At 33.2% G+C, this 26,256-nt stretch carries 26 protein-coding genes and 1 pseudogene; 22 read left to right on the top strand and 5 right to left on the bottom strand.

From position 1 onward, the window contains the following. Positions 1 to 229: 229 nt before the first annotated feature. The 6 genes from dnaK to ITJ86_RS08500 all read left to right on the top strand — a co-directional run bounded on the left by dnaK (position 230) and on the right by ITJ86_RS08500 (position 6,874). Positions 230 to 2,149, top strand: a complete 1,920-nt coding sequence (gene dnaK, locus ITJ86_RS08525) for a molecular chaperone DnaK (RefSeq protein ID WP_195871218.1) — start codon at positions 230 to 232, stop codon at positions 2,147 to 2,149. 312 nt (positions 2,150 to 2,461) lie between these two features. After that, positions 2,462 to 2,977, top strand: coding sequence for an outer membrane beta-barrel protein (locus tag ITJ86_RS08520; protein ID WP_195871217.1), 516 nt, complete (start codon positions 2,462 to 2,464; stop codon positions 2,975 to 2,977). 57 nt (positions 2,978 to 3,034) lie between these two features. Continuing rightward, positions 3,035 to 3,601, top strand: a complete 567-nt coding sequence (locus tag ITJ86_RS08515; RefSeq protein ID WP_195871216.1) for an RNA polymerase sigma factor — start codon at positions 3,035 to 3,037, stop codon at positions 3,599 to 3,601. Next, positions 3,588 to 4,376, top strand: coding sequence for a hypothetical protein (locus ITJ86_RS08510; RefSeq protein ID WP_195871215.1), 789 nt, complete (start codon positions 3,588 to 3,590; stop codon positions 4,374 to 4,376). The genes ITJ86_RS08515 and ITJ86_RS08510 overlap by 14 nt, the downstream gene beginning before the upstream one ends. Positions 4,377 to 4,396: 20 nt before the next feature. Beyond that, positions 4,397 to 5,461: a hypothetical protein gene (locus ITJ86_RS08505; RefSeq protein ID WP_195871214.1), complete on the top strand. Its 1,065-nt coding sequence runs from the start codon at positions 4,397 to 4,399 to the stop codon at positions 5,459 to 5,461. Between the two features lie 132 nt (positions 5,462 to 5,593). Beyond that, a complete protein-coding gene (locus ITJ86_RS08500) occupies positions 5,594 to 6,874 on the top strand; it encodes a phenylacetate--CoA ligase family protein (protein WP_195871213.1) in 1,281 nt (426 codons plus the stop codon). A gap of 1 nt (position 6,875) precedes the next feature. Here ITJ86_RS08500 and ITJ86_RS08495 read toward each other — a convergent pair whose 3' ends face one another. Further along, positions 6,876 to 7,541, bottom strand: a complete 666-nt coding sequence (locus ITJ86_RS08495) for an acetyltransferase (RefSeq protein ID WP_195871212.1) — start codon at positions 7,539 to 7,541, stop codon at positions 6,876 to 6,878. Between the two features lie 182 nt (positions 7,542 to 7,723). Between ITJ86_RS08495 and ITJ86_RS08490 the strand changes: the two genes are divergently transcribed. From ITJ86_RS08490 to ITJ86_RS08470, 5 genes are all read left to right on the top strand, one after another. Next, a complete protein-coding gene (locus ITJ86_RS08490; RefSeq protein ID WP_195871211.1) occupies positions 7,724 to 8,950 on the top strand; it encodes a class I SAM-dependent rRNA methyltransferase in 1,227 nt (408 codons plus the stop codon). Positions 8,951 to 9,051: 101 nt separating this feature from the next. Beyond that, a complete protein-coding gene (locus ITJ86_RS08485; protein WP_195871210.1) occupies positions 9,052 to 9,999 on the top strand; it encodes an NAD(P)H-dependent flavin oxidoreductase in 948 nt (315 codons plus the stop codon). A gap of 189 nt (positions 10,000 to 10,188) precedes the next feature. After that, positions 10,189 to 10,767, top strand: coding sequence for a hypothetical protein (locus ITJ86_RS08480; protein WP_195871209.1), 579 nt, complete (start codon positions 10,189 to 10,191; stop codon positions 10,765 to 10,767). 2 nt (positions 10,768 to 10,769) lie between these two features. After that, a complete protein-coding gene (locus tag ITJ86_RS08475; RefSeq protein WP_195871208.1) occupies positions 10,770 to 11,495 on the top strand; it encodes a DNA alkylation repair protein in 726 nt (241 codons plus the stop codon). 133 nt (positions 11,496 to 11,628) lie between these two features. Continuing rightward, the gene (locus tag ITJ86_RS08470) at positions 11,629 to 11,946 is read left to right on the top strand and encodes a YtxH domain-containing protein (protein WP_195871207.1); all 318 of its coding nucleotides are present in this window, start codon (positions 11,629 to 11,631) and stop codon (positions 11,944 to 11,946) included. Positions 11,947 to 12,053: 107 nt separating this feature from the next. Here the strand turns inward: ITJ86_RS08470 and ITJ86_RS08465 are convergent, their stop codons facing one another. Beyond that, complete coding sequence (locus ITJ86_RS08465) at positions 12,054 to 12,695, bottom strand: alpha/beta hydrolase (RefSeq protein WP_195871206.1); 642 nt, start codon at positions 12,693 to 12,695, stop codon at positions 12,054 to 12,056. Between the two features lie 71 nt (positions 12,696 to 12,766). Here ITJ86_RS08465 and ITJ86_RS08460 point away from each other — a divergent pair, with 71 nt between their 5' ends. The 5 genes from ITJ86_RS08460 to ITJ86_RS08440 all read left to right on the top strand — a co-directional run bounded on the left by ITJ86_RS08460 (position 12,767) and on the right by ITJ86_RS08440 (position 17,530). After that, the gene (locus tag ITJ86_RS08460; RefSeq protein WP_195871205.1) at positions 12,767 to 13,192 is read left to right on the top strand and encodes a PaaI family thioesterase; all 426 of its coding nucleotides are present in this window, start codon (positions 12,767 to 12,769) and stop codon (positions 13,190 to 13,192) included. 3 nt (positions 13,193 to 13,195) lie between these two features. Continuing rightward, positions 13,196 to 14,314 carry a chorismate-binding protein gene (locus ITJ86_RS08455; RefSeq protein WP_195871204.1) on the top strand — a complete coding sequence of 373 codons (1,119 nt, stop codon included), beginning with the start codon at positions 13,196 to 13,198 and terminating at the stop codon, positions 14,312 to 14,314. A 58-nt stretch (positions 14,315 to 14,372) separates the two neighbouring features. After that, the gene (gene menD / locus ITJ86_RS08450) at positions 14,373 to 16,133 is read left to right on the top strand and encodes a 2-succinyl-5-enolpyruvyl-6-hydroxy-3-cyclohexene-1-carboxylic-acid synthase (RefSeq protein ID WP_195871203.1); all 1,761 of its coding nucleotides are present in this window, start codon (positions 14,373 to 14,375) and stop codon (positions 16,131 to 16,133) included. A 100-nt stretch (positions 16,134 to 16,233) separates the two neighbouring features. Further along, a complete protein-coding gene (locus tag ITJ86_RS08445) occupies positions 16,234 to 16,575 on the top strand; it encodes a DUF2853 family protein (protein ID WP_195871202.1) in 342 nt (113 codons plus the stop codon). A gap of 124 nt (positions 16,576 to 16,699) precedes the next feature. Continuing rightward, positions 16,700 to 17,530, top strand: a complete 831-nt coding sequence (locus tag ITJ86_RS08440; RefSeq protein ID WP_195871201.1) for a CvfB family protein — start codon at positions 16,700 to 16,702, stop codon at positions 17,528 to 17,530. A gap of 4 nt (positions 17,531 to 17,534) precedes the next feature. On the opposite strand, the gene ITJ86_RS08435 is transcribed toward ITJ86_RS08440, so the two are convergent. Continuing rightward, positions 17,535 to 17,942, bottom strand: a complete 408-nt coding sequence (locus tag ITJ86_RS08435) for a hypothetical protein (protein ID WP_195871200.1) — start codon at positions 17,940 to 17,942, stop codon at positions 17,535 to 17,537. Between the two features lie 117 nt (positions 17,943 to 18,059). On the opposite strand from ITJ86_RS08435, the gene ITJ86_RS08430 reads away from it, so the two are divergent. The 6 genes and pseudogenes from ITJ86_RS08430 (at position 18,060) to ITJ86_RS17620 (ending at position 24,545) form a co-directional block, all read left to right on the top strand. Next, entirely contained in the window at positions 18,060 to 18,899 is an 840-nt protein-coding gene (locus tag ITJ86_RS08430; RefSeq protein WP_195871199.1) for a 1,4-dihydroxy-2-naphthoyl-CoA synthase, read from the top strand. A gap of 15 nt (positions 18,900 to 18,914) precedes the next feature. Continuing rightward, the gene (gene menA, locus ITJ86_RS08425; protein WP_195871198.1) at positions 18,915 to 19,820 is read left to right on the top strand and encodes a 1,4-dihydroxy-2-naphthoate octaprenyltransferase; all 906 of its coding nucleotides are present in this window, start codon (positions 18,915 to 18,917) and stop codon (positions 19,818 to 19,820) included. A 35-nt stretch (positions 19,821 to 19,855) separates the two neighbouring features. Then, entirely contained in the window at positions 19,856 to 20,533 is a 678-nt protein-coding gene (locus tag ITJ86_RS08420) for a metal-dependent hydrolase (RefSeq protein WP_195871197.1), read from the top strand. A 112-nt stretch (positions 20,534 to 20,645) separates the two neighbouring features. Next, complete coding sequence (locus ITJ86_RS08415; protein ID WP_195871196.1) at positions 20,646 to 21,776, top strand: glycosyltransferase family 4 protein; 1,131 nt, start codon at positions 20,646 to 20,648, stop codon at positions 21,774 to 21,776. Positions 21,777 to 21,891: 115 nt separating this feature from the next. Then, entirely contained in the window at positions 21,892 to 23,862 is a 1,971-nt protein-coding gene (locus tag ITJ86_RS08410) for a YgiQ family radical SAM protein (RefSeq protein WP_195871195.1), read from the top strand. Positions 23,863 to 23,876: 14 nt separating this feature from the next. Further along, positions 23,877 to 24,545: pseudogene (locus ITJ86_RS17620) on the top strand (RluA family pseudouridine synthase). 2 nt (positions 24,546 to 24,547) lie between these two features. Here ITJ86_RS17620 and ITJ86_RS08400 read toward each other — a convergent pair. Further along, positions 24,548 to 25,339, bottom strand: a complete 792-nt coding sequence (locus tag ITJ86_RS08400; RefSeq protein ID WP_195871194.1) for an SDR family oxidoreductase — start codon at positions 25,337 to 25,339, stop codon at positions 24,548 to 24,550. Between the two features lie 22 nt (positions 25,340 to 25,361). Further along, the gene (locus ITJ86_RS08395) at positions 25,362 to 26,255 is read right to left on the bottom strand and encodes a sterol desaturase family protein (protein WP_195871193.1); all 894 of its coding nucleotides are present in this window, start codon (positions 26,253 to 26,255) and stop codon (positions 25,362 to 25,364) included. Between the last annotated feature and the right edge of the window lies 1 nt (position 26,256).

Here is a 26,256-nt window from a genome sequence, read left to right as displayed (position 1 = left end):
GTGTTCCTTTATTATATACTGAGTATTATGAAAGCATGAAGAATTTTTTAAAAACGTTAAGCTGAAGTTTTCTTAATGTTGTGGGATATATTATGACTTAACAATTTGTTAAAGTGACATCATGTCATATTTTTTGTCATGGCATAATCATTGACTTATACAAACCGAGTATAAAAATAATAATAGTATAATTTCCGTGTAGACGGAAAACGATTAACAAATAAAAATTATGAGTAAGATTATTGGAATTGATTTAGGTACAACCAACTCTTGTGTTTCCGTAATGGAAGGTAATGAGCCCGTTGTAATCCCAAACGCTGAAGGTAAAAGAACAACACCTTCGGTTATCGCTTTCGTAGAAGGTGGTGAAATTAAAGTTGGAGATCCAGCAAAAAGACAAGCAGTAACTAACCCAGAAAAAACGGTTTATTCTATTAAGCGTTTTATGGGGAATAAGTATTCTGAGTCTAAAAACGAAGCAGAACGTGTACCATATAAAGTGGTTAAAGGTGATAATGATACACCACGTGTAGATATTGATGGTCGTTTATATACACCACAAGAATTATCTGCAATGATTCTTCAAAAAATGAAGAAAACTGCTGAAGACTATTTAGGTCAAGATGTATCTGAGGCTGTAATTACAGTACCAGCATATTTTAATGATGCACAACGTCAGGCTACAAAAGAAGCTGGTGAGATTGCAGGACTTAAAGTTCGTAGAATTATTAACGAACCAACGGCTGCAGCATTAGCTTATGGTATGGATAAAAAAGGTACAGACCAAAAAATCGTAGTATTTGATTTTGGTGGTGGTACACATGATGTCTCTGTATTAGAATTAGGTGATGGTGTTTTTGAAGTATTATCTACAGAAGGAGATACACACTTAGGTGGTGATGATGTTGATCAACGTATTATCGATTGGTTAGCTGAAGAATTTATCGCTGATGAAGATATGGACTTACGTAAAGACCCAATGGCTTTACAACGTTTAAGAGAAGCAGCTGAAAAAGCGAAGATAGAGTTATCATCTTCTGCGCAAACAGAAGTTAACTTACCTTACGTTACAGCAACAGCTAGTGGACCTAAGCACTTAGTACGTACATTATCGCGTTCTAAATTTGAACAATTAATAGACGATTTAGTAAAACGTACTATTGAGCCTTGCCAAACTGCATTAAAAGCAGCAGGTATAACTAAGAGTGATATTGATCAAGTTATTTTAGTAGGTGGATCAACACGTATTCCTGCAGTACAAGAAGCTGTAGAGAAATTCTTCGGAAAAGCACCAAGTAAAGGTGTAAATCCTGATGAAGTTGTGTCTTTAGGAGCAGGTATCCAAGGTGGTGTATTAACAGGTGATGTAAAAGACGTTCTTTTATTAGACGTAACACCATTATCTCTTGGTATTGAAACGATGGGTAATGTAATGACCAAGTTAATTGAGGCTAATACAACGATTCCAACTAAGAAATCGCAAGTATTCTCAACAGCAGCAGACAATCAGCCATCAGTAGAGATTCACGTATTACAAGGTGAACGTCCAATGGCAGCAGATAACAAAACAATTGGTCGTTTCCATTTAGATGGAATTCCACCAGCAAAACGAGGAACACCTCAAATTGAAGTTACCTTTGATATTGATGCCAATGGTATCATTAAAGTATCTGCTACAGATAAAGCGACTAACAAGTCTCAAGATATCCGTATTGAAGCATCATCTGGATTAACAGAAGAAGAAATCCAAAAGATGAAAGCAGAAGCAGAAGCTAATGCAGAATCTGATGCAAAAGCAAAAGAAACAGCTGATAAATTAAATGAAGCTGATGCTATGATTTTCCAAACGGAGAGTCAGTTGAAAGAATTTGGTGATAAATTATCTGATGATAAAAAAGCACCAATTGAGTCAGCACTTGAAGAGTTGAAAAAAGCATACGAAACAAAAGATATCGCAGTTATTACACCAGCTTTAGAGAAAATCAATGAAGCATGGAAAGTAGCAAGCGAAGAAATGTACAAAGCACAAGCAGAAGCTCAAGGTGGTGCACCAGAAGGTGGTCCAACTGATGCAGGAGCAGGTGCAAAAGGACAAGCTGCAGATGAAGGCAGTGATGTTGAAGATGTAGATTTTGAAGAAGTGAAGTAAGCAGAGAACCAACTTTAGCTTTTTGCTAAAGTTGTGTGAATCGCTTATGCCAACGCAGGTGGGCATCTCAAATTAAATACCTTATTCCGAACTTAATTCGGAATCTCTTTAAGAGATTCTTCACGATGTTCAGAATGACAAATAAAAAAACGCAATCATTAATTTGGTTGCGTTTTTTGTGTTTTACAAATATTTTAAACTTTTTTTTTAATTCTCATCCAACCCTTTTTGTTTTAAAAGCGTTTTTACTAATAGAAGCGAAAACCTAGGAAAGTTTCAATTAGAAAAAATAACCTTTTAAAAACAAGAATCATGAAAAAAGTAAACTACATTTTAATGTTAGTCTTAATTTTAAGTGTCAATTTAGTTGCAGCACAAGACGAAGAAACCAATAGGTCAAAGTTTTCGATTGGATTTACATTAAGCGAACAGTTGGTCGGTAAAGACTCAGGAGAAAACATCGAAGGAACTTTAGGGTATGCTATAAATTCTAATATGAGCTTATATTTATCAGCCGCAAATGCTACCATGAGGAGTGATGCGTTAGATACCAATTATAAATTAGATAAATATGCAATTCAAGTGGCCTATGATTTTTTAAAATCTGAAAATACCAAACTCGAATCTATAGCTGGATTTTCATTTATAAATTTTGAAAAAAAGATACTTGAAGACGATAATAATGGGTTAGGGGTAGATTTAGGAATTCAAACCACCTTTAATTTAAGTGGACGACTTAATTATGGATTACGAATAGTGTCTACGTACAGCAGTTTTTCGCCAGGTGGAATTTTAAATGCGGGCATCAATTTTACGTACAGAATATAAAATCACTTTTAAAGTAGTCGTTTGTAACCAACTTTACTAAATTACAAGTATAAAACCATGTCAAAACTAGTATCTATAAACCAAAACGTGAGTGATTTGGTTGGATTAGCACAAGCATCCAACCAAAAAGCACAGCTGGCACTTTATGATATGTTTTCGGCAAAGATGCTTGGTGTGTGTAGGCAATATATTAAAGATTTACAATTTGCTGAAGATGTAATGATCACAGCATTTCATAAAGCTCTTCAGAATATTCATAAATACGAACCTTATGGTAGTTTTGAAGGTTGGTTACGGCGTATTATGGTCCGTGAATGTATTTCGTATTTACGTATTCAGAAAAACAAATTTAATGTGGTAGAAATAGGCGATTACTATTTCTCACAGGCAGCGACCACTTCTGATTATTCTACCTCAGAGCTTATACAAAATGCCATAGATCAACTTCCGGTGGGATGTAAAACCATATTTAATCTTTATGTGATTGAAGGTTATAAGCATCGTGAAATAGCAGGCTTACTAAATGTTAGTATTGGGACATCAAAATCACAACTAGCACATGCTAAAAAATTGTTGAAAAATAGGCTTTCGCAATTAAATTTAAAAGACAATGGAACCAGATAATATAGAAAAAATAATTCAGGATACCTTTAAAGAACGGGAGATTTCACCTTCTTCGGAAGCTAGAGAGCGCTTAATTGTGGCCTTGAATACGAAACCTAAAAAGAAACGAAAATTGTGGTTGCGTTATGCAGTAGCAGCTTCTTTATTATTAGGATTCTTTGTTGTAGCTAGCCAATTTGTATTAAAAACGGACAGCAACGAGCAACCTTTACAAATAGGTTATGATAATGAGACTTCAGTAGAACCAGATGAGGTGAACCAAAATGTAACACCCAAACCTAAAATAACTAAGGAGGTTTTAGTTTCTGAAACAGAAGAAGACTCACGGAATACTGTTCAATCGAAGAAAGAGGAGCAACAGCCCATATTAAATTCTAAAGTTAAACCTTCTAATCAGCAACTGGCCGAAGCATCAAATGGTATTAAAGCAAAAAAAGAATCACTTTCTGTTGAAGAACTTAATGATAAAAGCGCTACGGATGAGCTGAGGACAACAGACAATAAAGAACAATTAGCAAATGCTAATACGTTAAATCCGATGCCATATATCACCGCAGAAGAACTTTTAAATCAGACGGTAACAGAGCGTTCAATAGAACAGCAAAAAAATAAAAAAGCGCAATCAAAACCCTATTTAGAATCCGATGCACTTTTAGTAGAAATGGAAAAGGAATTATTTGATGAAAAAAACAAGAGTATTTTTAAGCGAGCATCCAAACAGCTAAAAGGATTTAAGGAGGCTGTTGCGAATAGAAATTACAAACCTAACCACTAATTATTAATCATTAGTTTATTATGAAACATTACATTTTAATTGTCGTCCTGCTATGCTGTACAACATATACAATGGGACAGACTAACACTTTTGAAGCTCAGGCAGCACTTATCGCTTCCAGAATTGACTCTATTACTACGGTTGAAAAGAGCACCTTAAAAAAAGCACTTCAGAAGCTTGATGAACAGGTTGAAAAAAAGGAAATGACTTTTGAAGCTGCTGAGGTTGAAAAAAAGAAACTCGCAAGCTACCACGCAAAACGAATTAATGATGCTGTGTCTAATGAAGAGCAAAAATTACAAGCTTTAATTAGAAATAAAGTCAGCGGTAAATTTGATTTGTATGCCGAAGAAAACGAACAGAATAGACCATTTATATCGGTTTTTGAAGATGAGAATTTTTACAATGATTCTATAAGTGGGTTAAAAGTAGAAAAACGATTAACCACACAATTTGTAGTCGCTTTTGGTATGAATACAATTCTAAACGATGATAGTGGTTATTATGGTGATGGCTTTAAATCGAATCTTCTTGGAAATAGCGAATTGGGTTTCACTTTTAAATATAAACTTAAAGAAGAGTCAATCTTCTGGAACTTAAAATTTGGACTTTCTATGATGGTTGATTCTTACAAGCCGAAAGAAGATAATTTAATATTGGTTAAAAATGATGATGAAACCACGCTTCAAGATAGTGGTTATGAGCTTAAACGTTCTCGGTTAGATAACATGGCAATTGCGCTTCCAATACATATAGAAATAGACCTATCAAAACCACAATACCACAGTAAAACTGAGCAAACTTATTTGCGTTCGCAACGTGGTTTTAGAATGGGATTAGGAGGTTATTTTGCCGTTAGAATTTATACCTCGCAATTTATAAGATTTGACGATGAAAATGGTTTAAACACACAAGTAACACAGCAAAATAATTTTAATTTGAACAATATTAATTTTGGACCAAGTGCTTATATTGGTTATCGAGATGTGAGCTTTTATGCAAAATATGACGTAAATCCAATTTTTAAAAATAATCCTGATGATATTAATACAATTTCTTTTGGACTGCGATTAGACCTAAATTAAAGCACATAAAACGATATAATAAGAAAACGCAACCTCAATTAATTCAGGTTGCGTTTTTAATTTAGAGTATTTGGATTTAATCGGCTATAAATCAAAATTTAATTAATTTTACAGAAACGCATTAAATTGAATTTGAGACGACAGATATTTTGGCTGCTAGATGTTCTTAAAGGTAGTCCACTAAAAAAGATATATCAATACACCATAACTATTTTAGAAGCTAAAGATAGGAGTTGGGTTGCAGGTCAAAATTCCAAACGACTAGATGAACTTTTAATGCATGCTACTAAAACCACGCCTTTTTATAGGGACAAAGCATTTAAAACTTTAGAAGATTTTCCGGTGGTGAATAAAAATATGATCCGAGATAATTTTGAGGACTTCTTTTCGGATAAGTTTCAAAAAAACGCTTGTAAATTAGTGGCCACTAGTGGATCAACGGGATCGCCATTTCGTTTGTATCAAAATAAGGAAAAGGTCCGAAAAATTCAGGCCGATAATCTCTATTTCTCTTCAAAATCAAATTATGAATTGGGGCAATATTTGGTGTTTATTAGAATATGGCCAAAATTATTTTCTGTTAAAGCAAAGTTGAATTTTTTAATTAAGAATTTTAAGCCATGGAATATCCTAAATTTATCAGATGAAGCTATTGCGAAACTAATTGTGGAACTGAACCAGAAAGAGAAAACAATTAGTTTTTTGTGTTATCCGACAGCTCTAGAAAAAATGTGTGACTATATCGCTACTTTAGAGGAAAATCCCATCCGATTTAAGTCCCAATCTATTATTACTATTTCCGAAAGTTTAAAAGCAACTACTAAAGCTGAGGTGAAAAAATATTTTGGTGTTACGCCCTTATCGCGTTACTCTAATAATGAAACCGGGATTATGGCACAGCAAATTCAGGATAATACTTCTAAATATCGAATTAACGATTCTAGCTATGTAATAGAAATTCTAGACTTGTACGAAGATCGGGTTTTGCCCTATGGTGAGCGTGGTCGTATTGTTATCACTGATTTATACAATAAGGCTACCTTATTAATTAGATATGACACCGGAGATATTGGAAGTATGGAACGAGATGAAAATGGCGTCCCATATTTTACCGAAATTTCTGGACGAAAAATAGATCAGCTTTACAATACGAAAGGGATGTTAATTTCATCACATTTGTCTTTAAGAGTTTTAGATTATGGATCATTTAAACAATACCAATTGGTACAGAAAAGTAAAAAAGAATACCATTTTAACTTAAATACGGAGGAGTTGGTAGACGAAGTAAATTTAATCTCAGATTTTAAAGCACATTTTGGAGACGATGCTGTTATAAAAATTAATTATGTCGATGAGATACCATTATTGGCATCAGGAAAACGCCGTGAAGTTGTGAATGAATATTATACATAGATTAGCCTAAATATTTTGAATCTTTAGCTCTATCTTTAATGGTGTGAATAGGATTTCCGTAGACTAATTTGAGGTCTTCAATAGATTTTAATACAAGAGAAGCTGCACCAACAATGGTGTATTTACCAATGCTTATATTTTGTATTACAGTAGCACCAAGGCTTATAGCCGAACACGTTCCAATCTGCGTATTTCCACCAATATTAACACCTGAAGCTAAACTTGAAAAGTCAGCCATCGTACTATCATGGCCGAGTGTAGAAGCCGTATTAAGTATGCAATTTTTGCCTACTTTGGCGCTAGAATTGATGACGGCATTGGCCATTATTACGGTGCCTTCTTCAATTATTACATCGTTTGCAATAACAGCATTGGGATGAATAACGGTTATAAATTGTAGCTGTGGCGCAATATTAGTAATGTTTTTGTAGGCTTGTTGCCTGTCATAGTTATCGCCGACAGCAATAACGATGCCTTCAATATGTAAAGTGTTTATGAGCTCAGGAAGCATGTCTAAATTTCCAATGATCTCATAATTATTTATAACTTCATGTAAGGGTTTATAGGAATCAATAAAACCTTTTATGTTGTAATTATTTTGTTTTTCAATACTGTCAATAATCATTTTAGCATGACCAGAAGCACCGTAAATTAGAATGTTTTTCATAAGAATTCATGAAGGTTAAAGTTGAAAAGCCCGATAATAATTTTTAAAGATGAAATGCTAATATAAGAATTTAGCTACGAACTTACTCATTTCGTAGCTGTTAACTTGGTGGTGTTCTTATGTCTGGTTTCATTTTATTAAAGTTATTTTTGTGGTCTTCAAATTAATATTTGATTTTAATTATGACATTTAATATTGCTTTACCTAAAATAAAGGTTAAAAATTTAGCCGTTAAACTTAATGCCAAAGGCGAACAATTTGTGGTCAAAGGCCATCCTTGGGTGTTCTCTAACAGCATCGTAAAAATAAATGATAATGCAAAAACAGGTGATTTAGCTATAATTTTTAGTAAGAATAAGAATAAGGTGGTTGGAATTGGCCTTTATGATGAAGAGTCGCCAATTCGAATAAAAATAATTCATAATGCGGAAACTAAAGTTCAAATTAATGCTGACTTCTTTCATCATAACATAGCATTGGCTTTTGATAAACGATCAGAATTACTTCAAACGAATACCAATAGCTACCGACTTTTATTTGGCGAAAATGATGGTTTTCCAGGTTTGATTGCAGATGTTTATGATTCTGTTTTAGTTGTAAAACTATATTCTGAAATATGGTTGCCTTATTTAGCTTCTATTTTAGAAAGTTTACAACAAATTTCAAAAGCTCAAACTGTGGTCATGCGATTAAGTCGGTCTCTTCAAAATAGTGATAAGCATAACTTAACAGATGGAGAGGTAATTTATGGTAAATTAGAAAATGATGTCGTTACATTTATTGAGCACGATGTTAAGTTTAGTGCAAACGTTATAAAAGGCCATAAAACAGGCTATTTTTTAGACCATAGAGCCAACCGAAAACGCGTTGGAGAGCTGAGTAAAGGTAAAACCGTTTTAGATGTGTTTTCTTATGCTGGTGGATTTTCGGTGCATGCTTTAGCTAATGGCGCTACCGAAGTTACAAGTCTAGATATTAGTAAACAAGCGCTAGATATAGCGCGCGAAAATGGAAAACTGAATCCGTATTCTGGAAAACATAAAACCATTTCTGGTGATGCGTTTGATGAGATGAGAGCGTTAATTTCGAAAGGAAAAACCTATGATGTTGTGATTATAGATCCGCCGAGTTTTGCAAAACAACAATCTGAAATAGACTTAGCAAAAAAGAAATATGCGCAATTAGCCGAATTAGGTGAGAAGTTAACAGCTAAAAATGGACTTTTAGTATTAGCGTCATGTTCTTCTAGAGTGCTGGCACAATCTTTTTTCGATTTAAATGAACATGTTTTAAACACGCAATCTCGACTTTTTGAAACTGAACTTAAAACCAAACACGATATTGATCATCCAATTTCTTTTCCTGAAGGAGCGTACTTAAAATGCGGTTATTACAGATTTCTGGAATAGTTTGTTAGAATGAGCTAGTTTTCTATATGACGGTCGAGTTGAAAGTGTTATGCGCGCATAATAAAATTTAGTATATTCGCATTATTAATATTCATCGAATTATGGAAACCCAACTAACACAACTTCTCAAAATAAAACATCCTATTATACAAGCACCAATGTTCTTAGTTTCTAACGTTGCTATGGTAACAGAAGCTATGAAAGGTGGTATTGCAGGCTGTATTCCAGCATTAAATTACAGAACTTTAGAAGAGCTAAGAGCTGCAATTAGAGACTTAAAAGCTCATAAAGTTGAAGGTGGTTCTTTTGGGTTTAATTTAATTGTAAATAAATCTAACGTCAAATACAAAGGGCAATTAGAAGTGTTGTGCGAAGAAGGTTGCGATTTTATAATTACATCTTTAGGAAGTCCGGAGGAAACCATAAGGCAAGCTCATGCTGCTGGTATTAAAGTGTTTTGTGATGTAACCGATTTAAGGTTTGCGAAGAAGGTTGAACAATTAGGTGCAGATGCTGCCATTGCAGTAAATAATGAAGCAGGTGGACACAGAGGAAATCTATCACCAGAAGAATTAACAAGTCTTTTAAATAAAGAATTATCCATACCAGTAATTTCTGCAGGTGGAGTAGGTTGCAAAGCAGATATTGATAAAATGATTAGCTATGGAGCTGCTGGTGTGTCTGTTGGTAGTCCGTTTATTGCGTCAGTAGAAGCAGGTGTTACAGAGGACTATAAACAAGCTTGTGTCGATTACGGAGCCAAAGATATTATAATGACCGAACGTATTTCTGGAACACCATGTACCGTTATTAATACACCTTATGTTCAGAAAATAGGAACAAAAGCCACATGGATTGAAAACCTTTTAAACAAGAATAAAAGTCTTAAAAAATGGGTAAAAATGATTCGTTTTTCAATAGGGATGAAAGCAACAGAAAACGCAGCTAAAAAAGCCACTTATAAAACCGTTTGGGTTGCTGGTCCTAGTATTGAGCATACTACAGAAATTCTTCCGGTTAAAGCTATTATTAAAGGCTTAACGTCTTAAATGCCAATTCTTTTTTAAGTTTTTTCTTTCTGGTAAAAATATTGAAGCTATTGCAAATACCTTTGCTTTGATAAATGTGTTGCGCATTTATAATTGGTGTAATCTAAAGTTTTGAGTTTTTGCAGATAAAATTCTAACTTAGCATATTGCCAGATTTAAGTTTTTTAAATCTTAACAAATCACATCGTATTGAAAATTAAACAGGATTATTTAAAAGGCAAATCTCTATTTATAGTGTCATTAATCGTCATAGGAATTACGATTCTGACCGTTTATTTTACAGGAATTAACTACAACCGAAGCCTAACGTCTAATCTATATTTGTCTTTAGGAATTATTGCAACAACACTGTTTTTATTCATGACTTATGGACTTTACAAAGGCATTGGACTTGTTGATGATTTTCCAAAATTCAGAAGTTTTAAAAAAGGAGATTTTCTAGGAACGGCGTCACCATCTTTTGATACACCAAGTATTTCGGTAGGAGATGGTATTGGTGGATTGGTAGTATCTATTCTACTTTGGATTGGAATGACAATTTTAATAATTGTATTTCTAGTCGTTTTGGAGGCCGTTTTTTGGTTTTCACTTTTTATAATTTTAGCGATGTTATATTGGGTGTTTTTCAGAGCATTAAAGTTTGTTTTTAATAAATCGAAGGACACAAAAGGAGACATTGGAATCTCGGCAGTTTACGCTATAACCTATACATCACTTTATGTTGGTTGGATTTTTGGAATTGTTTATCTTACAGAAATCTTATATTAGAAATGACCTACACCGAAATTATACAACGTCTATACGATCTTGAAGATAAACAGAAGGTTAAATTTAAGGAGAAAAAGTTCGGTATCATCTCAAATAATGCTTTAGGAATTTATCACAAGGATTTAAAAGTAATAGCAAAAGAGATAGGCTCTAATAACAAATTGGCTTTACAACTTTTTGATAGTGGTATTTACGAAGCGCGTTTACTATGTAGCAAACTTTTTAAACCCAAAGATGTCTCTGAAGAACAAATGGAAAAATGGGTTATAACGTTTGAAAACTGGGAGATTTGCGACAGTTTTTGTATGGGTTTATTCTCAAAAAGTGAATTTGCAATTCCCAAAATACATGAATGGAGTAAAAGATCATCTGAATTTGAAAAACGAGCAGCTTTCGCCACATTAGCATCGTATTGCATGGCAGATAAAACTTCAGATAATGAGGTGTTTCAACAATTCTTTACAATTATTAAACAAGCGGCAATTGACGATAGACTGTACGTTAAAAAAGCTGTGAATTGGGCTTTAAGAAACATAGGAAAACGAAATAAAGACCTCAATAGAAAAGCCATAGAAGTCGCTAATGAAATTCTAGAATTTGAAAGTAAATCTGCTAAATGGATTGCAAAAAATGCCTTAACAGAATTGCAGAAAGAAGGTATTAGAATGTCTGATTATCCACGTTCAATTTATCGTGTTACTGATTTGAATTCTTCGTTGAAAGCATAATTATATCTAACGATTATAAACAAATTCGAAATTTATAAAATCTACATAACAGTATGGTATTGAAGTTGTTTGTAACAAAACTGTATGTTTCACGACCTATAAATAAACACGTTTAATTAAAAAGAAAAAAGTTATGATTAATAAAGGAACATTTGTATTAGGAGCATTAATTGGAGCAGCAGCTGGCGTTTTGTTAGCACCAGATAAAGGAAGTGTAACAAGAGACAAGTTAAAAAAAGAAGGTAAGGTGATTAAAGATCAATTGACTAGCGATTTTAGTGAGGTAAAGGAAGACTTATCTAAAGCGGCATCTTCTGGTAAAGACAAGTTTAAACAAGATCTAGAAGATTTTGCTTCAAAATCGAGTTACAAAACAGAACAAGCCATTACATTTTTAGAAAAGCAATTAGCCATATTAAAGGATAAAAATAAAACTTTACAGAAGTCTTAAAATCTATCTTTAAAAATTAAATTAGAGAAAATTGTATCGAGACACTTAAGTAAATTAGGTGTTTTGCTACAATTCTTCATTTTGTAGAATGATTACATCTAACTTTCTTAGCTGACTAAATCATTGACATAATCTACATTAACCACATGCTTTCCTTCAAAAGGAAGTATAGTCAATTTCTTGCCAAAAATAGAACGTGCTTTATCTGTTTCTAATTGAATTCTATTCTCATCCAAATATTCATCTTCAGTTCCGTAAATCATTTTCACTTTTGTATTATGAGACAAATACTCAAAATCTTTACCAGTTAATTCAATAGGAATTGCGCCCGAATGCAGTACAACTTGCGAACAATGAAGTTGACGTCTCGCCAAATAGCGCATAGCCACACTCACACCTTGAGAATATCCAAAAACGATAAAGTTAATAGCCTTAGGAATTTGTTCTGCCTCTAAAACGGCGTCTAAATAGTTTATAATATTTTCAATTCCAGCTTCAGTGTCTACTCTTGTGAGCCAATTGGCACCAACATGCATTTTAGGTTGAATGTAATACTTACTCGGAGCCTGAGGAGCAATAATATAATTCTCTTCGGCATTTAACGCTTTAAAGTATCTTAAAAAATAACGACTTAAATACCCCATGCCATGACAGACCAACCAAACCGTTTTTGTATGTTCTGTGAGGGTATTTAAAGTAGAGTAGGAGTTACTGGTTTTATATGATATTTCTTTCTCGTCTGGAATCATTTTTTCTAAGTGGTTTCTGTATCTTTGTTTACGATTACAAAATTTATAACGGTCTAAAATTACAGTATTCTATGCAATTATCTAAGAAAGAATATATGGCTAAGCTAAACGAAGCTAGTAAAAATACCTTATTGGAAACCCTAAGTATTGAAATTGTTGATTATGGAGATGATTTTTTAGTTGCTAGGATGCCAGTGACACCAAAAGTTCATCAGCCAGATGGTGTTTTACATGGAGGTGCAACGGCAGCTTTGGCAGAAAGTGTAGGTAGTTTTGCATCACATATTTTTACCGATATAGAAAATTATTTTGTTAGAGGCATAGAAATCACTGCAAACCACCTTAAAAGTATTAGTGAAGGATTTATTTATGCCAAAGCCACTTTTTTACACAAAGGAAGAACCACACAACTTTTAGATATCAGAGTTACGGACGATGCCGATAATTTAATTTCCATATGTAGACTGTCTACTATTTCTCTGCCAAAAAAGAAGTAAAGAATGGATGAGTTTTCATTTTTTGAAGCTATAGAAATTCAGTATGCAAATCAATTACCATTTGTAGTTTACAGTAGACCTATAAATGCTGTAATTAAATGTTGGTTGCAACACGATGAAAAGCTTCATCATACCAAAGATTTTTCAGAAAGTGGTTTTGTATTTGCGCCTTTTAATCTCGAAGAAAACAGTATTCTTTTTCCCAAAGATAATTGTTCATATTCAGAAATTGAATGTCGTGATTTAGAAACACAACCTTTTACAACATCTGAGATTCAGCCGAATTCAACAGAAAGACTTCAACATATTGAATTAGTTTCAAAAGGTATTAATAGTATTGAGCATACCGATTTACAAAAAGTGGTTTTGTCACGATGTGAAAAAAAAGCACTTCAAGATACTAATCCAATAAGCATATTTAAACATCTTTTTAATGCGTATAAAAATGCAATGGTCTATTGTTGGTTTCATCCTAAAGTAGGACTCTGGATTGGTGCCACACCAGAATTGTTATTTAAAGTGGAAGGCAAACGACTCACCACTATAGCTTTAGCTGGTACGCAGCCTTTTAACGCAAATGAAACCGTAAAATGGACACCTAAAGAATTTGAAGAACAGCAAATTGTAACTGATTATATTACAGAACAAATACAACCATACACAGAGCAAATTAATGTATCTGAGGTTGATACAGTTAAAGCAGGAAGTTTACTACACCTTAAAACCAAAATAACGAGTTTAATTAAAGACGCATCGGATTTAAAATCAATTATAGACGCTTTGCATCCAACACCAGCTGTTTGTGGATTTCCAAAGGCAAAAGCAAAAGATTTTATTCTTCAACATGAAAACTATAACAGAGATTACTATACTGGCTTCTTAGGTGAATTAAACTTAAAACAAGCCACAACTAGAAATACAAATAGGCGTAATGTTGAAAACAATGCATACGCTGTGATAAAAACGCAATCTAACTTTTATGTGAATCTACGTTGTATGCAACTCAAAGAATCTACCGCTAAAATCTATGTTGGAGGTGGTATTACTAAAGGGTCTAACCCAGAACACGAATGGGAGGAAACGGTGAATAAAACAAAAACAATAAGTACGGTTTTAGAATAAAAAAATATTAATTTTCGAAAAAATGAACACCATCCATTACTAGTTGGATGTTGAGCCTATGATATATTCAAAAATACCCTTATCACAAACCATAGTGACGTTGTGTAAAACACATAACGTAAAGCATATTATTATTTCACCTGGTAGTAGAAACGCACCTTTAACTATTGGTTTTACACACGACGATTTTTTTAAGTGCTACAGTATAGTTGATGAACGTTGTGCTGCATTTTTTGCTCTAGGAATTGCTCAACAACTACAAGAACCGGTGGCTGTAGTGTGTACTTCGGGTAGTGCGCTGTTAAATTATTACCCAGCACTATCAGAGGCTTATTACAGCAATATTCCATTGGTAGTAATATCTGCAGATAGGCCTAAACACCTTTTAGATATTGGAGATGGACAAACTATAAAACAAAAAAATGTTTATGGAGAACATGTATTGTATAATGCCCATCTAAAACTAGACTTAAAAGAAGGTGAAAATGCTATTTTAGAAAACGAAAGGCCAATCCTTAAAAGTATTGAGAATAAACTAGAACGTTTTTTAGGGCTACAAAAAGATATTCAAACACATAATGAATCTGAAATTCATGATGCACTTACAATTTCAAAATTAAACTCAGGACCAGTTCATATTAATTGTCCGTTTGATGAACCTTTGTACGATACAACAACGGAATTATTTATAAATCCGAAACCTTTTAAACTTCAAAATAGAGAAGAAAAGATAGATCGTTTTGAAATTAAAAGTTTATTAGATGTCTGGCATAGTGCGAAACGAAAAATGATATTAGTTGGTGTTTTACAACCTAATTCTATTGAAGCACAATGGATTCAAGAAATTGCGGACGATGACAGTATTATCGTTTTAACAGAAACAACATCTAATCTACATCATCCCGACTTTTTTCCAGGAATAGATAAATTAATTGCACCTTTAAATGATGATGATTTTAAAGCACTTCAACCAGATCTATTAATCACGTTTGGAGGTTTAATTGTATCAAAAAAGATAAAAGCATTTTTAAGAACTTATAAACCCGAGTTTCATTGTCACGTTGGATTAACACGCGCAAATGATACTTTTTTCTGTTTAGAAAAGCATATAAAATTGCGACCAAACACCTTTTTAAGCACCTTTTTACCTCAAGTAACACATCATACAAAAAGTACATATAAAAGCTCGTGGCTTACAGTACGCCAAAAACGACGAAAACTACAAGAGGAATATATACAAAAGCTTCCGTTTTCAGATTTTAAGGTATTTAATACAATTATAAAAAGCATTCCAAAACAGAGTCAGCTTCAAGTAGGTAATAGTTCTGCCATTCGCTATACGCAGTTGTTTCAATTACCAAAAAGTATCGATGTGTTTTGTAATAGAGGTACAAGTGGTATTGATGGGAGTACGAGCACAGCAATTGGCTCGTCTATTGTAGCCGAAAAACGAACGACGTTAATTACAGGAGATTTAAGTTTCTTTTACGATAGTAATGCACTTTGGAATAATTACATCCCAAAAACGTTTCGAATTATTGTAATAAATAATGAAGGAGGTGGCATCTTCAGGATTTTACCAGGTGATAAAAACACAGAAAATTTTGATCGCTTTTTTGAGACCAAACATCACTTATCTGCCAAGCAATTATGTGATATGTATGGTTTTGAATATGTTTCAGCTAATAACGAACAAGATTTAGACTTACAATTAGAATCGTTTTATAAAGGAAATAAAAATCCGAAGCTATTAGAGATTTTTACACCATCTCGCAGTAATGATAAGATTCTTATAGATTTTTTTAAGTTTATCAAATAAAAAGATAAAAAATAGTAAAGATGTGACTTTTCGATTTTAATTGTGTCTAAAAATTAGTACCTTTAAGGGGATAATTTATTAACTTAAAACAAATATAAAAATGAGTAAAAGAGATGATTTAATCGTAAAGTATGCGGCAGATTTAAAAGACAAATGTGGTGTGAATCCAGATATGGATTTATTAACTAAAGTAACTGTAGGTTTAGGTCCTTCAATTTATAATGCAGACTCATCAACAGTTTCTGGTTCAGATGAAAAAGAATTAGCAACTGTAAAGAATAACTTTTTAATTAAGAAATTAGGTTTAACAGAAGGTGCTGAATTAGATAAAGCTATTGATTCTGTAATGGAAACTTATGGCCGTTCTAACAGATCTAAATATAGAGCAGTAGTTTACTACTTATTGACTAAACACTTTAAAAAAGAAGCTATTTATTCTTAAATAGAATTATATATATTGTAAAGCGTTATAATTTTAAAGTTGTAGCGCTTTTTTTATGCTTTTATATTTCACTATCCATTCAATTTCCTAGAATATCTTGTAAAAATATATTTACCTTTGCATTATGATAAACTTAGGCGAATACAATACATTAGAAATATTAAGAGACACTGAACCTGGATTGTTTTTAGGTGATGGTGAAGACGGTGAAGTACTTTTACCTAATAGATATGTGCCAAAAGTTTTTGAAATTGGTGATAAAATTGAGGTTTTTGTTTATTTAGACAACGAAGAACGACCAGTAGCCACTACAGATCAGCCTTTTATTAAAAAAGGTGATTTTGCTTTGTTACGCTGTAATCAAATTACGGATTATGGAGCCTTTTTAGATTGGGGTTTGGTAAAGGAATTGTTTTGTCCTTTTAGAGAACAAGCTTTTAAAATGAAATCTGGTGGTTGGTATTTAGTGTACTGCTATTTAGATGAAGAATCTGAACGTTTGGTAGCATCTAGTAAAACTAACAGCTTTTTAGATAATAAAGAATTAACGGTTCAGCAATTTGACGAGGTAGATCTTATTGTTTCTCACCCTTCAGAATTAGGCATGAATGTTATTGTAAATAAAACGCATTTAGGTCTCGTATTTAATGATGATATCTACAAAGACTTAAGTGTTGGTGATAGGCTTAAAGGAATTATCAAAAAAGTGAGACCAGATAATAAATTAGATATTTCATTAAATCAAATTGGTTATAGAAATATTGAACCTAATGCAGAGTTTATCCTTAATGAACTACATGATAATGGTGGTTTTATACCACTTCATGATAAATCCAATCCTGAAGATATTAAGAATCAACTTCAAATGAGTAAAAAAAGTTTTAAAAAGGCGATAGGTTCATTATATAAGGAGCGCCAGATAGACATAAAAGAAGACGGTATTCATTTACGATAAAATTCTATGCTGTTTTTGATAAGGTTTCCTCAACCCAATTTAGTGCATTTTCAAAATTATTGAATACTTTTTTATTAAATTTAAAGAAGTGATCTTCTATTTCAATAATACGTTCTGTACGCTTGCTGTAAGCGACTATAGCATAGGCTTTTGCATTAGTGAATGTTTTATTAAATAACTCAGCATCATTAAGATTTATTGAATACGAATTGGTTCTATTAGCAATAAAACCAAAAGGCTGATCTTTAAAATTATGTAGAATAATCTGTGAAAGTTCATCAAAGTTTTCAAAATTAATATCAAGACCTTCTTTAAATTCGGTCACAACATAATCTTTATATAAAAATATTCTTCCTAAGTTTATATGATATAATTTATAGTCTTTATTATAAATTGTAGGGTCGTAATTCATTATAAATTAAAGTTATGGCTGCAAAAATACTGTAGTTACATAGTAAAATCAAGTAAAAAATAGGCTTCATTTTATTATTATTAATTTCTTATTTTTACGCTCTAAACAATGATAGATATGAGCCATATTGATTGGAAAGTTGCAAAGTCTTATGAAGATATAACGTATCATAAATGTAATGGTGTTGCCAGAATTGCCTTTAATAGACCAGATATAAGAAATGCTTTTAGACCAAAAACAACTTCAGAACTTTATGATGCATTTTATGATGCAGGAGAAGATGTAAATATTGGTGTTGTTCTTTTAAGTGCTGAAGGACCATCTTCTAAAGATGGTATTTGGAGTTTTTGTTCTGGTGGAGACCAAAAGGCGAGAGGACACCAAGGCTATGTCGGTGACGATGGTTACCATCGATTAAATATATTAGAAGTTCAACGTTTAATTCGTTTTATGCCAAAGGCGGTAATAGCGGTTGTGCCAGGTTGGGCTGTTGGAGGAGGACATAGTTTACATGTGGTTTGCGATTTAACTCTAGCGAGTAAAGAACATGCTATTTTTAAGCAAACGGATGCCGACGTAACAAGTTTTGATGGAGGTTATGGTTCTGCTTATTTAGCAAAAATGGTAGGTCAGAAAAAAGCTAGAGAAATCTTTTTCTTAGGTAGAAATTATTCCGCACAAGAAGCTTATGACATGGGAATGGTAAATGCTGTAATTCCTCACGAAGCATTAGAAGATACAGCCTATGAATGGGCACAAGAAATATTAGCGAAATCGCCAACATCTATAAAAATGTTGAAATTTGCCATGAATCTTACTGATGATGGCATGGTAGGCCAACAAGTATTTGCTGGTGAAGCTACACGATTAGCATACATGACAGATGAAGCAAAAGAAGGTAGAGATGCCTTTTTAGAAAAGAGGAAGCCGAACTTTCCTAAAAAATGGATTCCTTAATCTAAACCTAATTACATGAATAAAATTAAACCATGGCTTAGTGCTATGCGATTAAGAACACTACCGCTTTCTGTTTCAGGAATTATTCTAGGTGGATGTTTTGCCTATTATAACGGTCGTTTTAACATATGGGTTTTCTCCTTTGCTATTTTAACGACTATTAGTTTACAAATACTGTCAAACCTAGCAAACGACTATGGTGATGGAGTGCGAGGTACAGATAATGATGAACGTGTAGGTCCAATGCGTGCAATTCAAAGTGGAATTATTTCGCCTGGTAAAATGATGGACGGCATTAAGCTTAATATCATAGTGGTTATTATATGTACAGTGGCGCTTATATGGAATGCTTTTAATCCTGGAAATATTCTTTATATTCTGTTGTTTATAATGCTTGCTGGACTTTCAATTTACGCAGCGTTAAATTATACCATGGGTAATTCACCTTATGGGTATCGTGCTTTAGGAGATGTTTTTGTATTTGTTTTTTTTGGACTCGTTAGCACCTTAGGTAGTTATTTACTGTTTGTGCACAGTATAGATCATGTCGTTATATTACCAGCGATTTCAGTCGGTTTATTAAGTGTTGGTGTATTGAATTTAAACAATATGCGAGACATTGAGTCGGATACGAATGCAGGGAAAATTACATTAGCAATCAAGTTAGGAAAAAAACGTGCTAAACGGTATCATTTTGCGCTTATCATTGGCGCTATGTTCGTTACTGTTTTGTTTTCATTATTGTATTATGTAGAACCTTATAATTTTTTATATTTAATTGCTTTTATCCCTTTATTAATTCATGTTATAAGAATAAAACGAGCAAAATTGCCACAAGATTTTGATAGTCAATTAAAGGTATTGGCATTATCTACATTTCTAATGGCAATACTTTTAGGAGTTGGTTATATTTTATATTAATTTTAAGGAGATTTTAGCCTTAAAATTATAATGATATGAAAATTACATTCTATGGTCATGCCGCATTAGGCATACAAATAAAGGATATTCACATTTTAGTCGATCCTTTTATTACAGGAAATGAAAAAGCTTCTAAGATAGATATAGATTCATTAAAAGCAGATTATATTCTAGTTACGCATGCACATCAAGATCATATTTTAGATGTTGAAGCCATAGCGAAACGAACAGGCGCTGTAATCGTATCTAATTTTGAAATTGCAACGTATTACCAAAACAAAGATTTAGAAGGTCACCCAATGAATCATGGTGGATCTTGGGAATTTGAATTTGGAAATCTTAAATATGTCAATGCCATTCACTCATCTTCTTTTCCTGATGGATCTTATGGCGGTCAACCTGGCGGATTTATTATTGAAGGAGAACACAAAACCATTTATATCGCTGGTGATACTGCCTTAACTATGGATATGAAGTTAATTCCGTTGCAAATTAAACTCGATTTAGCCATTTTGCCAATTGGTGATAATTTTACAATGGGAGTTGAAGATGCTATCCTGGCAAGTGATTTTATTGAATGTGATAAAATTCTGGGTTACCACTACGATACTTTTGGTTATATTGAAATTAATCATGAAGACGCTAAACGAAAATTTTTCGAAAAAGATAAGGATTTAATGTTGTTAGAGATTGGAGAGCATATAGAGTTATAGTTGTAACGCTATTATGACAAATATAGGAGGACCTAATCATTGAGTGGTCTGCGCATTGGTTATTTTTCAGTTCCATGTCAAAAACTGAAAATGGTAAAAACAATTAGACGTTATGAAAATTGTTTTCTTTGCAAGATATTTACCAGCTGAAGGTTCTACAACGCATATTTATGCGGTTGCTGAAAATCTTATAGCTAGAGATCATACGGTCAATATCTTATCAAAAGGACCAGGTGAAGACGATAGTGCAATTAGGTTATTTGAAAAAGCGAAATCAAAAGGAATTAAATTTGTAAAGCTGCCCTTTCCACTTCACGGCAAGATTAGATTACTGACGCGGTTTCGACAATTAGCTACATATCTATATGTCATTCCGTTCGCATTATATCAATTACATAAAATTAAACCCGATGTTATACATGCACATTATCCTGTAACTACATATTTGGCTGCGATTTATAGGTTTTTAACCGGCAAGAAATTTATTGTTACGTATCATAACATGAAAATTCCTCAGCATATATTTAATAGAAAAGCAGATTATGTAATAGCTATCAGTAGGGAATTAGAAAGAGATTTAGTGTCTAATTATAACTATAAAAAGGATGAAGTAAAACGTATTTTTAATGGTGTAAAAGAGCAGGATAACGTAGTAGATGAACAAGCTGTTAGAGGATTAAAGGAAGTCAACAAAATACCAAAAGACCGACTAATTTTGGGATTTGTTGGTAGCATAAGTTACCGAAAAGGCATTGATATTTTAATCAAAGGCATTGAACGTTGTAAACACTTAAAAATTCATCTAATCATTCTTGGAGATGGAAATATTGAATGGCTAACTAACTTAATTAATGATTCTGAGGTGAATGAGCTGGTTACCTTAATTCCTTTTAGAGATCCAAATGATATTTATAATATGATTGATGTGCTCATTCTGCCTTCTAGAGTAGAAGGTTTTCCTTTAGTACCATTAGAAGCCATGATGATGAAAAAACCTGTTATTCGGTCAAATATTCAAGGAGCTTACGATCAAATTATTGAAGGTGAAAATGGTTACTTGTTTGAATCTGAGAATCCTATTCAATTAGCTAAAATTATTGAAAGAATAACATTAAACCCAGACGTATTGAAGGTTATGGGGGAAAAAGCATACCAACATGCTAATCTTAATTTTTCTGAAAACATGATGGTTGATAAACTACTCGACGTTTATAAACTGACGTGCATGACTTCAAACCACTGAGTTACTCAATAAAGACGTTATAAAACTTCAAAATTACCGTGCTCTTATTTGATCTAGCGTCGTAATATTTTACAGTGGAGTAACGAACCAAATTTAACTGTATCTTTGCAGCACTATGAAAATGAATAAACTTACAGATTGGTTACCAACAACAAACAAGGAAGTGAAAATCCGTGGTTGGAAAGAACTAGATGTTATACTGTTTAGTGGAGATGCATATGTAGATCATCCTTCATTTGGGCCAGCAGTAATTGGCCGAATTTTAGAAAGCTATGGCTTAAAAGTTGCCATTGTTCCGCAACCAAGTGTTAATGATAACTTACAAGATTTTACAAAATTAGGCATCCCAAAATTATTTTTTGCGGTTACTGGTGGTTGTATGGATCCTATGGTAAGTAATTATACGGCAAGCAAAAGGCGACGCGATAAGGATGCTTACACACCAAATGGAGATAAAGGGTTTAGACCTGATTATGCAACTTCTGTGTATTCAAAAATTTTAAAAGAAAAATTCCCAGATGTTCCTGTTTTAATTGGTGGTATTGAAGCGTCTTTACGTCGTGTTACGCATTATGATTATTGGAGCGATAAACTCATGCCAACCATTTTAGAAACGTCTAAAGCAGATATGTTGGTTTACGGAATGGGCGAACAACCTTTACGTGAAATTGTAGAATTGTTACAAAAGGGAGTACCATTTTCTAGCTTAACCACGGTAAAGCAAACGGCCTTTCTTTTAAATAAAGGTGAGGCTATTCCTAAGAATAAAAACTGGGAAGATATCGAAATTCAGTCGCATGAAGTTTGTTTAAAAGACAAGAAAAAATTCGCTTCGAACTTTAAAACGATTGAACAAGAATCTAATAAATTAAGAGCAAAACGAATTTTTCAAGATGTTAACACACGGAAACTGGTCATAAATCCACCATTTCCAACAATGTTAGAAGAAGAGATTGATGCGTCTTTCGAGTTACCTTACACACGTTTACCACATCCAAAGTATAATAAACGTGGGCCTATTCCTGCGTTTGAAATGATTAAATTTTCCATTAATATTCATCGTGGTTGTTTTGGAGGCTGTAGTTTTTGTACCATTTCTGCCCATCAAGGAAAATTTATTGCGAGTAGAAGTAAAGAGTCTGTTTTAAGAGAAGTAGATAAAGTGGCTAATATGCCAGATTTTAAAGGCTATTTATCAGATATTGGTGGTCCTTCTGCTAATATGTATAAGATGCAAGGAAAAGTACAGTCCATTTGCGATAAGTGTGTGGCACCTTCATGTATTTCACCTGTGATTTGTAGCAACTTAGACACCTCTCATAAGCCATTAACGGAATTATATCAGGCTGTTGATAGTCATCCTAAGATTAAAAAATCCTTTATTGGTAGTGGAATTCGTCATGATATGTTAGTGCCAGAATTCAATAAAAATGCTGATCCTAAAGAATTAGATGACTATACAGAAGAGGTAATGACTAAACACATTTCTGGTCGCTTAAAAGTAGCACCAGAACATACGTCTGATCCTGTTTTAAAGTTAATGCGTAAACCGTCGTTTAAATATTTCCATAAGTTTAAAGAGCGTTTTGATAAGATTAATATTAAGAAGAACCTAAAGCTTCAATTAATACCTTATTTTATTTCAAATCATCCAGCTTGTGAAGTGGAAGATATGGCAAATTTGGCTGCCGAAACAAAAGATATGGGGTTTCAGTTAGAACAAGTTCAGGGATTTACACCAACACCAATGACAGTTGCAACTGTTATTTATTATAGTGGTTATCATCCTTATACGTTGAAACCGACGAAAACACCAAAATCGAGAAAGGAAAAAGAGGAACAACATCGCTTCTTCTTTTGGTATAAAAAAGAAAACAAAGATTGGATTAGAAAGACCTTGAATAAAGTGGGTAGACAAGATTTATTGAACGTTTTGTTACCTGAAACGAAAGAAAAAGGATGGAAGAGTGTAAATCTTAAAGCGGTGAAAAACACTTTTGATGATGCCATTCCGTCTTATGAATCTAATGCTTCTAAAGGTTCTCGTCGAAAAAAGAAATATAAATCGAAACGTAAACGACGTTAATAAAGTCTATATTAATGCCAAACCTTGACGTTATTGAGGAAACTAACGATTATATCGTAGTTAATAAATCAGCAGGACTCATTACTGAAAAAAGTCCGTACGAAAAGCATACCGTAGAAAATCAGGTGTTCGACCACTTCTTAAAAACCAAGCGAAAGCCCTATGTTGGTGTTATTCATCGCTTAGATCGAGTCACAAGTGGTGTGCTTATATTTGCTAAGAAGAAGAGTATTCTTGTTACCTTTAATACGTTGTTTAGTAGTAGAAAAGTAAGAAAAACGTACTTAGCCATTGTTAAGAATAAACCTGAAAAAAACAAGGGCAACTTAGTTAATTTCCTTGTGAAAAATAATAAGTAAAAACGAGCAGATATTGTGCCATCAAAATCAAAAGGCACTTTAGACTGTATGTTGTCTTATAAAGTAATTGATCAAAATGAACATGGTTATCTTTTAGAAGTAAGGCCAAAAACAGGACGATTTCATCAGATAAGAGCACAATTGGCACATATTGGATTGCCTATTATTGGTGATGATAAATATGGATCTGGTGAAAGCTATTTTCCTTTAGCTGTTTGTCTTCATGCGTGGAAAATTTCATACAAAGATTCAAATACGAATAAAATAAACACTTTTGAAGCACCTTTACCAAATAACAAGTATTGGAAATTTAATTCTATGTAAAATTAAGTCACGTTGCTCTTCAATATAACCTTGTGAAGTAATCGTGGAAAAAAACGTTTTAGATAAACTCCCATCGTTTCACTTTTTCCAATATAAGCTTCAAACTTTTCTTTTTTAATTGCCTTAAGCATTCGTTTCGCAAATTCTGAAACTTCTAATCCGTTTTCCGTGGCTTTATCTTGTGTGCTTTGGGTAGAACCATCACCAGTTAAAGCATTTTTAGCCACATTGGTGTTTACAAAACCCGGGCAAATCATCGTGACTTTTATAGCGTTTTTATCATGTTCTAATCGCAAAGCATCAAAAAATCCATGCAAGGCATGTTTAGCACCACAATATGCTGAACGATAAGGGGAACTAAATTTACCCATAAGGCTTGTAACGGTAACAAAATGACCAGATTGCTTTTCTATAAAATGAGGTAATAGGGCTTTAGATAAGGCAATCGTACCGAGGTAATCAATCTCCATAAGCTTCTTATCTACTAAAATGTCTGTATCAATGATTAATGATCGTTGACTTATACCACCATTGTTTATAAGGATATCTACCTGACCAAAAAATGATAGTGCTTTTTCCGCGATTGGAGTCATATTTAAATAGTCCGCCAAATCAAAAGGAAGAATTTCAATAGATTTAGCATTCGAACATTTAGCTTTAACCTCTAACAATACGGCTTCACGTCTTGCAGACAAAATTAACTTACAATTCTGTTCTGCTAATTGTAGCGCTAAGGCTTTACCAATGCCACTTGAAGCACCTGTAATCCAAACAACTTTATTTTCAAATGTCATATAACTACTGTTTTTCTAGGTCTTACTTTTTCATTGAGCGTAACCATTCATCGCGCAAATCATCGCTAACTTTACCACTTCCATCATGTTTCCAACCTGGTGGTTTAAAAAGGTAGAGTAGGCGGTCTTTTAAAGACATTTTTCCTGTAAAGGCATCTTTTAAGAGTTGCCACCATTCCATAAAGGCAATTTTAATAGGGTTGTAGCTTTTAATATTTGTAACTAAACCATAGGTTACTTTTTCGTCAGCTAGTTCTGGTTGAAATGTTCCAAATAATCGATCCCAAATAATCAATATTCCGGCATGATTGCGATCTAAATAAATTGGGTTACTACCATGATGCACTCTATGATGTGAAGGTGTATTAAAAACCGCTTCAAACCATTTTGGCATTTTGTTTATCGCTTCAGTATGAATCCAGAATTGATACAGTAAACTAATAGACATCTGTAACAATATCATAGCAGGATGAAATCCTAACAACGGTAACCAAAGCCAAAATATAAACGTATAAAAGCCACCAGACCAGGTTTGTCGCAACGCTGTACTTAAATTATAATGTTCTGAAGAGTGATGAACCACATGTGATGCCCAAAATAAACGACATTCGTGCGACACACGATGAAACCAATAATAGGCAAAGTCGTCTGCGAAAAATATCAGTAAAAACGACCACCAAGCTACAGGAATTGTAAACAACCTAAAGTTGTCATAGACCCAAAAGAATACTAATATTACTACAGCTTTACTGGCAAAACCCACTACCACATTACCTAATCCCATGGCTATAGATGAGAAGGCATCTTTAGTTTCGTAGGTGTTAATGTGTTGTTTTGTAGTGACATATAATTCTAATATCATAGCCAATATAAAAAATGGAATGGCATAAAGAATGATATTAGGAAAATCGGGCATT

The sequence above is a fragment of the Winogradskyella marina genome (assembly GCF_015645385.1).
In the GTDB taxonomy this organism is placed as follows: Bacteria; Bacteroidota; Bacteroidia; order Flavobacteriales; family Flavobacteriaceae; genus Winogradskyella; species Winogradskyella marina.
Note: the sequence above shows the minus strand (reverse complement) of the source record. Positions and strands in the feature narration are given on the sequence as shown.

What these genes read in the sequence shown, in the direction of transcription:
- ITJ86_RS08400 (WP_195871194.1), bottom strand. Translation starts at nt 25,339, where the DNA reads ATGACATTTGAAAATAAAGTTGTTTGGATTACAGGTGCTTCAAGTGGC.
- ITJ86_RS08435 (WP_195871200.1), bottom strand. Translation starts at nt 17,942, where the DNA reads ATGAATTACGACCCTACAATTTATAATAAAGACTATAAATTATATCAT.
- ITJ86_RS08510 (WP_195871215.1), top strand. Translation starts at nt 3,588, where the DNA reads ATGGAACCAGATAATATAGAAAAAATAATTCAGGATACCTTTAAAGAA.
- ITJ86_RS08445 (WP_195871202.1), top strand. Translation starts at nt 16,234, where the DNA reads ATGAGTAAAAGAGATGATTTAATCGTAAAGTATGCGGCAGATTTAAAA.
- ITJ86_RS08515 (WP_195871216.1), top strand. Translation starts at nt 3,035, where the DNA reads ATGTCAAAACTAGTATCTATAAACCAAAACGTGAGTGATTTGGTTGGA.
- ITJ86_RS08470 (WP_195871207.1), top strand. Translation starts at nt 11,629, where the DNA reads ATGATTAATAAAGGAACATTTGTATTAGGAGCATTAATTGGAGCAGCA.
- ITJ86_RS08495 (WP_195871212.1), bottom strand. Translation starts at nt 7,541, where the DNA reads ATGAAAAACATTCTAATTTACGGTGCTTCTGGTCATGCTAAAATGATT.
- dnaK (WP_195871218.1), top strand. Translation starts at nt 230, where the DNA reads ATGAGTAAGATTATTGGAATTGATTTAGGTACAACCAACTCTTGTGTT.
- ITJ86_RS08475 (WP_195871208.1), top strand. Translation starts at nt 10,770, where the DNA reads ATGACCTACACCGAAATTATACAACGTCTATACGATCTTGAAGATAAA.
- ITJ86_RS08395 (WP_195871193.1), bottom strand. Translation starts at nt 26,255, where the DNA reads ATGCCCGATTTTCCTAATATCATTCTTTATGCCATTCCATTTTTTATA.
- ITJ86_RS08520 (WP_195871217.1), top strand. Translation starts at nt 2,462, where the DNA reads ATGAAAAAAGTAAACTACATTTTAATGTTAGTCTTAATTTTAAGTGTC.
- ITJ86_RS08505 (WP_195871214.1), top strand. Translation starts at nt 4,397, where the DNA reads ATGAAACATTACATTTTAATTGTCGTCCTGCTATGCTGTACAACATAT.
- ITJ86_RS08490 (WP_195871211.1), top strand. Translation starts at nt 7,724, where the DNA reads ATGACATTTAATATTGCTTTACCTAAAATAAAGGTTAAAAATTTAGCC.
- ITJ86_RS08410 (WP_195871195.1), top strand. Translation starts at nt 21,892, where the DNA reads ATGAAAATGAATAAACTTACAGATTGGTTACCAACAACAAACAAGGAA.
- ITJ86_RS08420 (WP_195871197.1), top strand. Translation starts at nt 19,856, where the DNA reads ATGAAAATTACATTCTATGGTCATGCCGCATTAGGCATACAAATAAAG.
- menD (WP_195871203.1), top strand. Translation starts at nt 14,373, where the DNA reads ATGATATATTCAAAAATACCCTTATCACAAACCATAGTGACGTTGTGT.
- menA (WP_195871198.1), top strand. Translation starts at nt 18,915, where the DNA reads ATGAATAAAATTAAACCATGGCTTAGTGCTATGCGATTAAGAACACTA.
- ITJ86_RS08415 (WP_195871196.1), top strand. Translation starts at nt 20,646, where the DNA reads ATGAAAATTGTTTTCTTTGCAAGATATTTACCAGCTGAAGGTTCTACA.
- ITJ86_RS08440 (WP_195871201.1), top strand. Translation starts at nt 16,700, where the DNA reads ATGATAAACTTAGGCGAATACAATACATTAGAAATATTAAGAGACACT.
- ITJ86_RS08430 (WP_195871199.1), top strand. Translation starts at nt 18,060, where the DNA reads ATGAGCCATATTGATTGGAAAGTTGCAAAGTCTTATGAAGATATAACG.
- ITJ86_RS08485 (WP_195871210.1), top strand. Translation starts at nt 9,052, where the DNA reads ATGGAAACCCAACTAACACAACTTCTCAAAATAAAACATCCTATTATA.
- ITJ86_RS08455 (WP_195871204.1), top strand. Translation starts at nt 13,196, where the DNA reads ATGGATGAGTTTTCATTTTTTGAAGCTATAGAAATTCAGTATGCAAAT.
- ITJ86_RS08460 (WP_195871205.1), top strand. Translation starts at nt 12,767, where the DNA reads ATGCAATTATCTAAGAAAGAATATATGGCTAAGCTAAACGAAGCTAGT.
- ITJ86_RS08465 (WP_195871206.1), bottom strand. Translation starts at nt 12,695, where the DNA reads ATGATTCCAGACGAGAAAGAAATATCATATAAAACCAGTAACTCCTAC.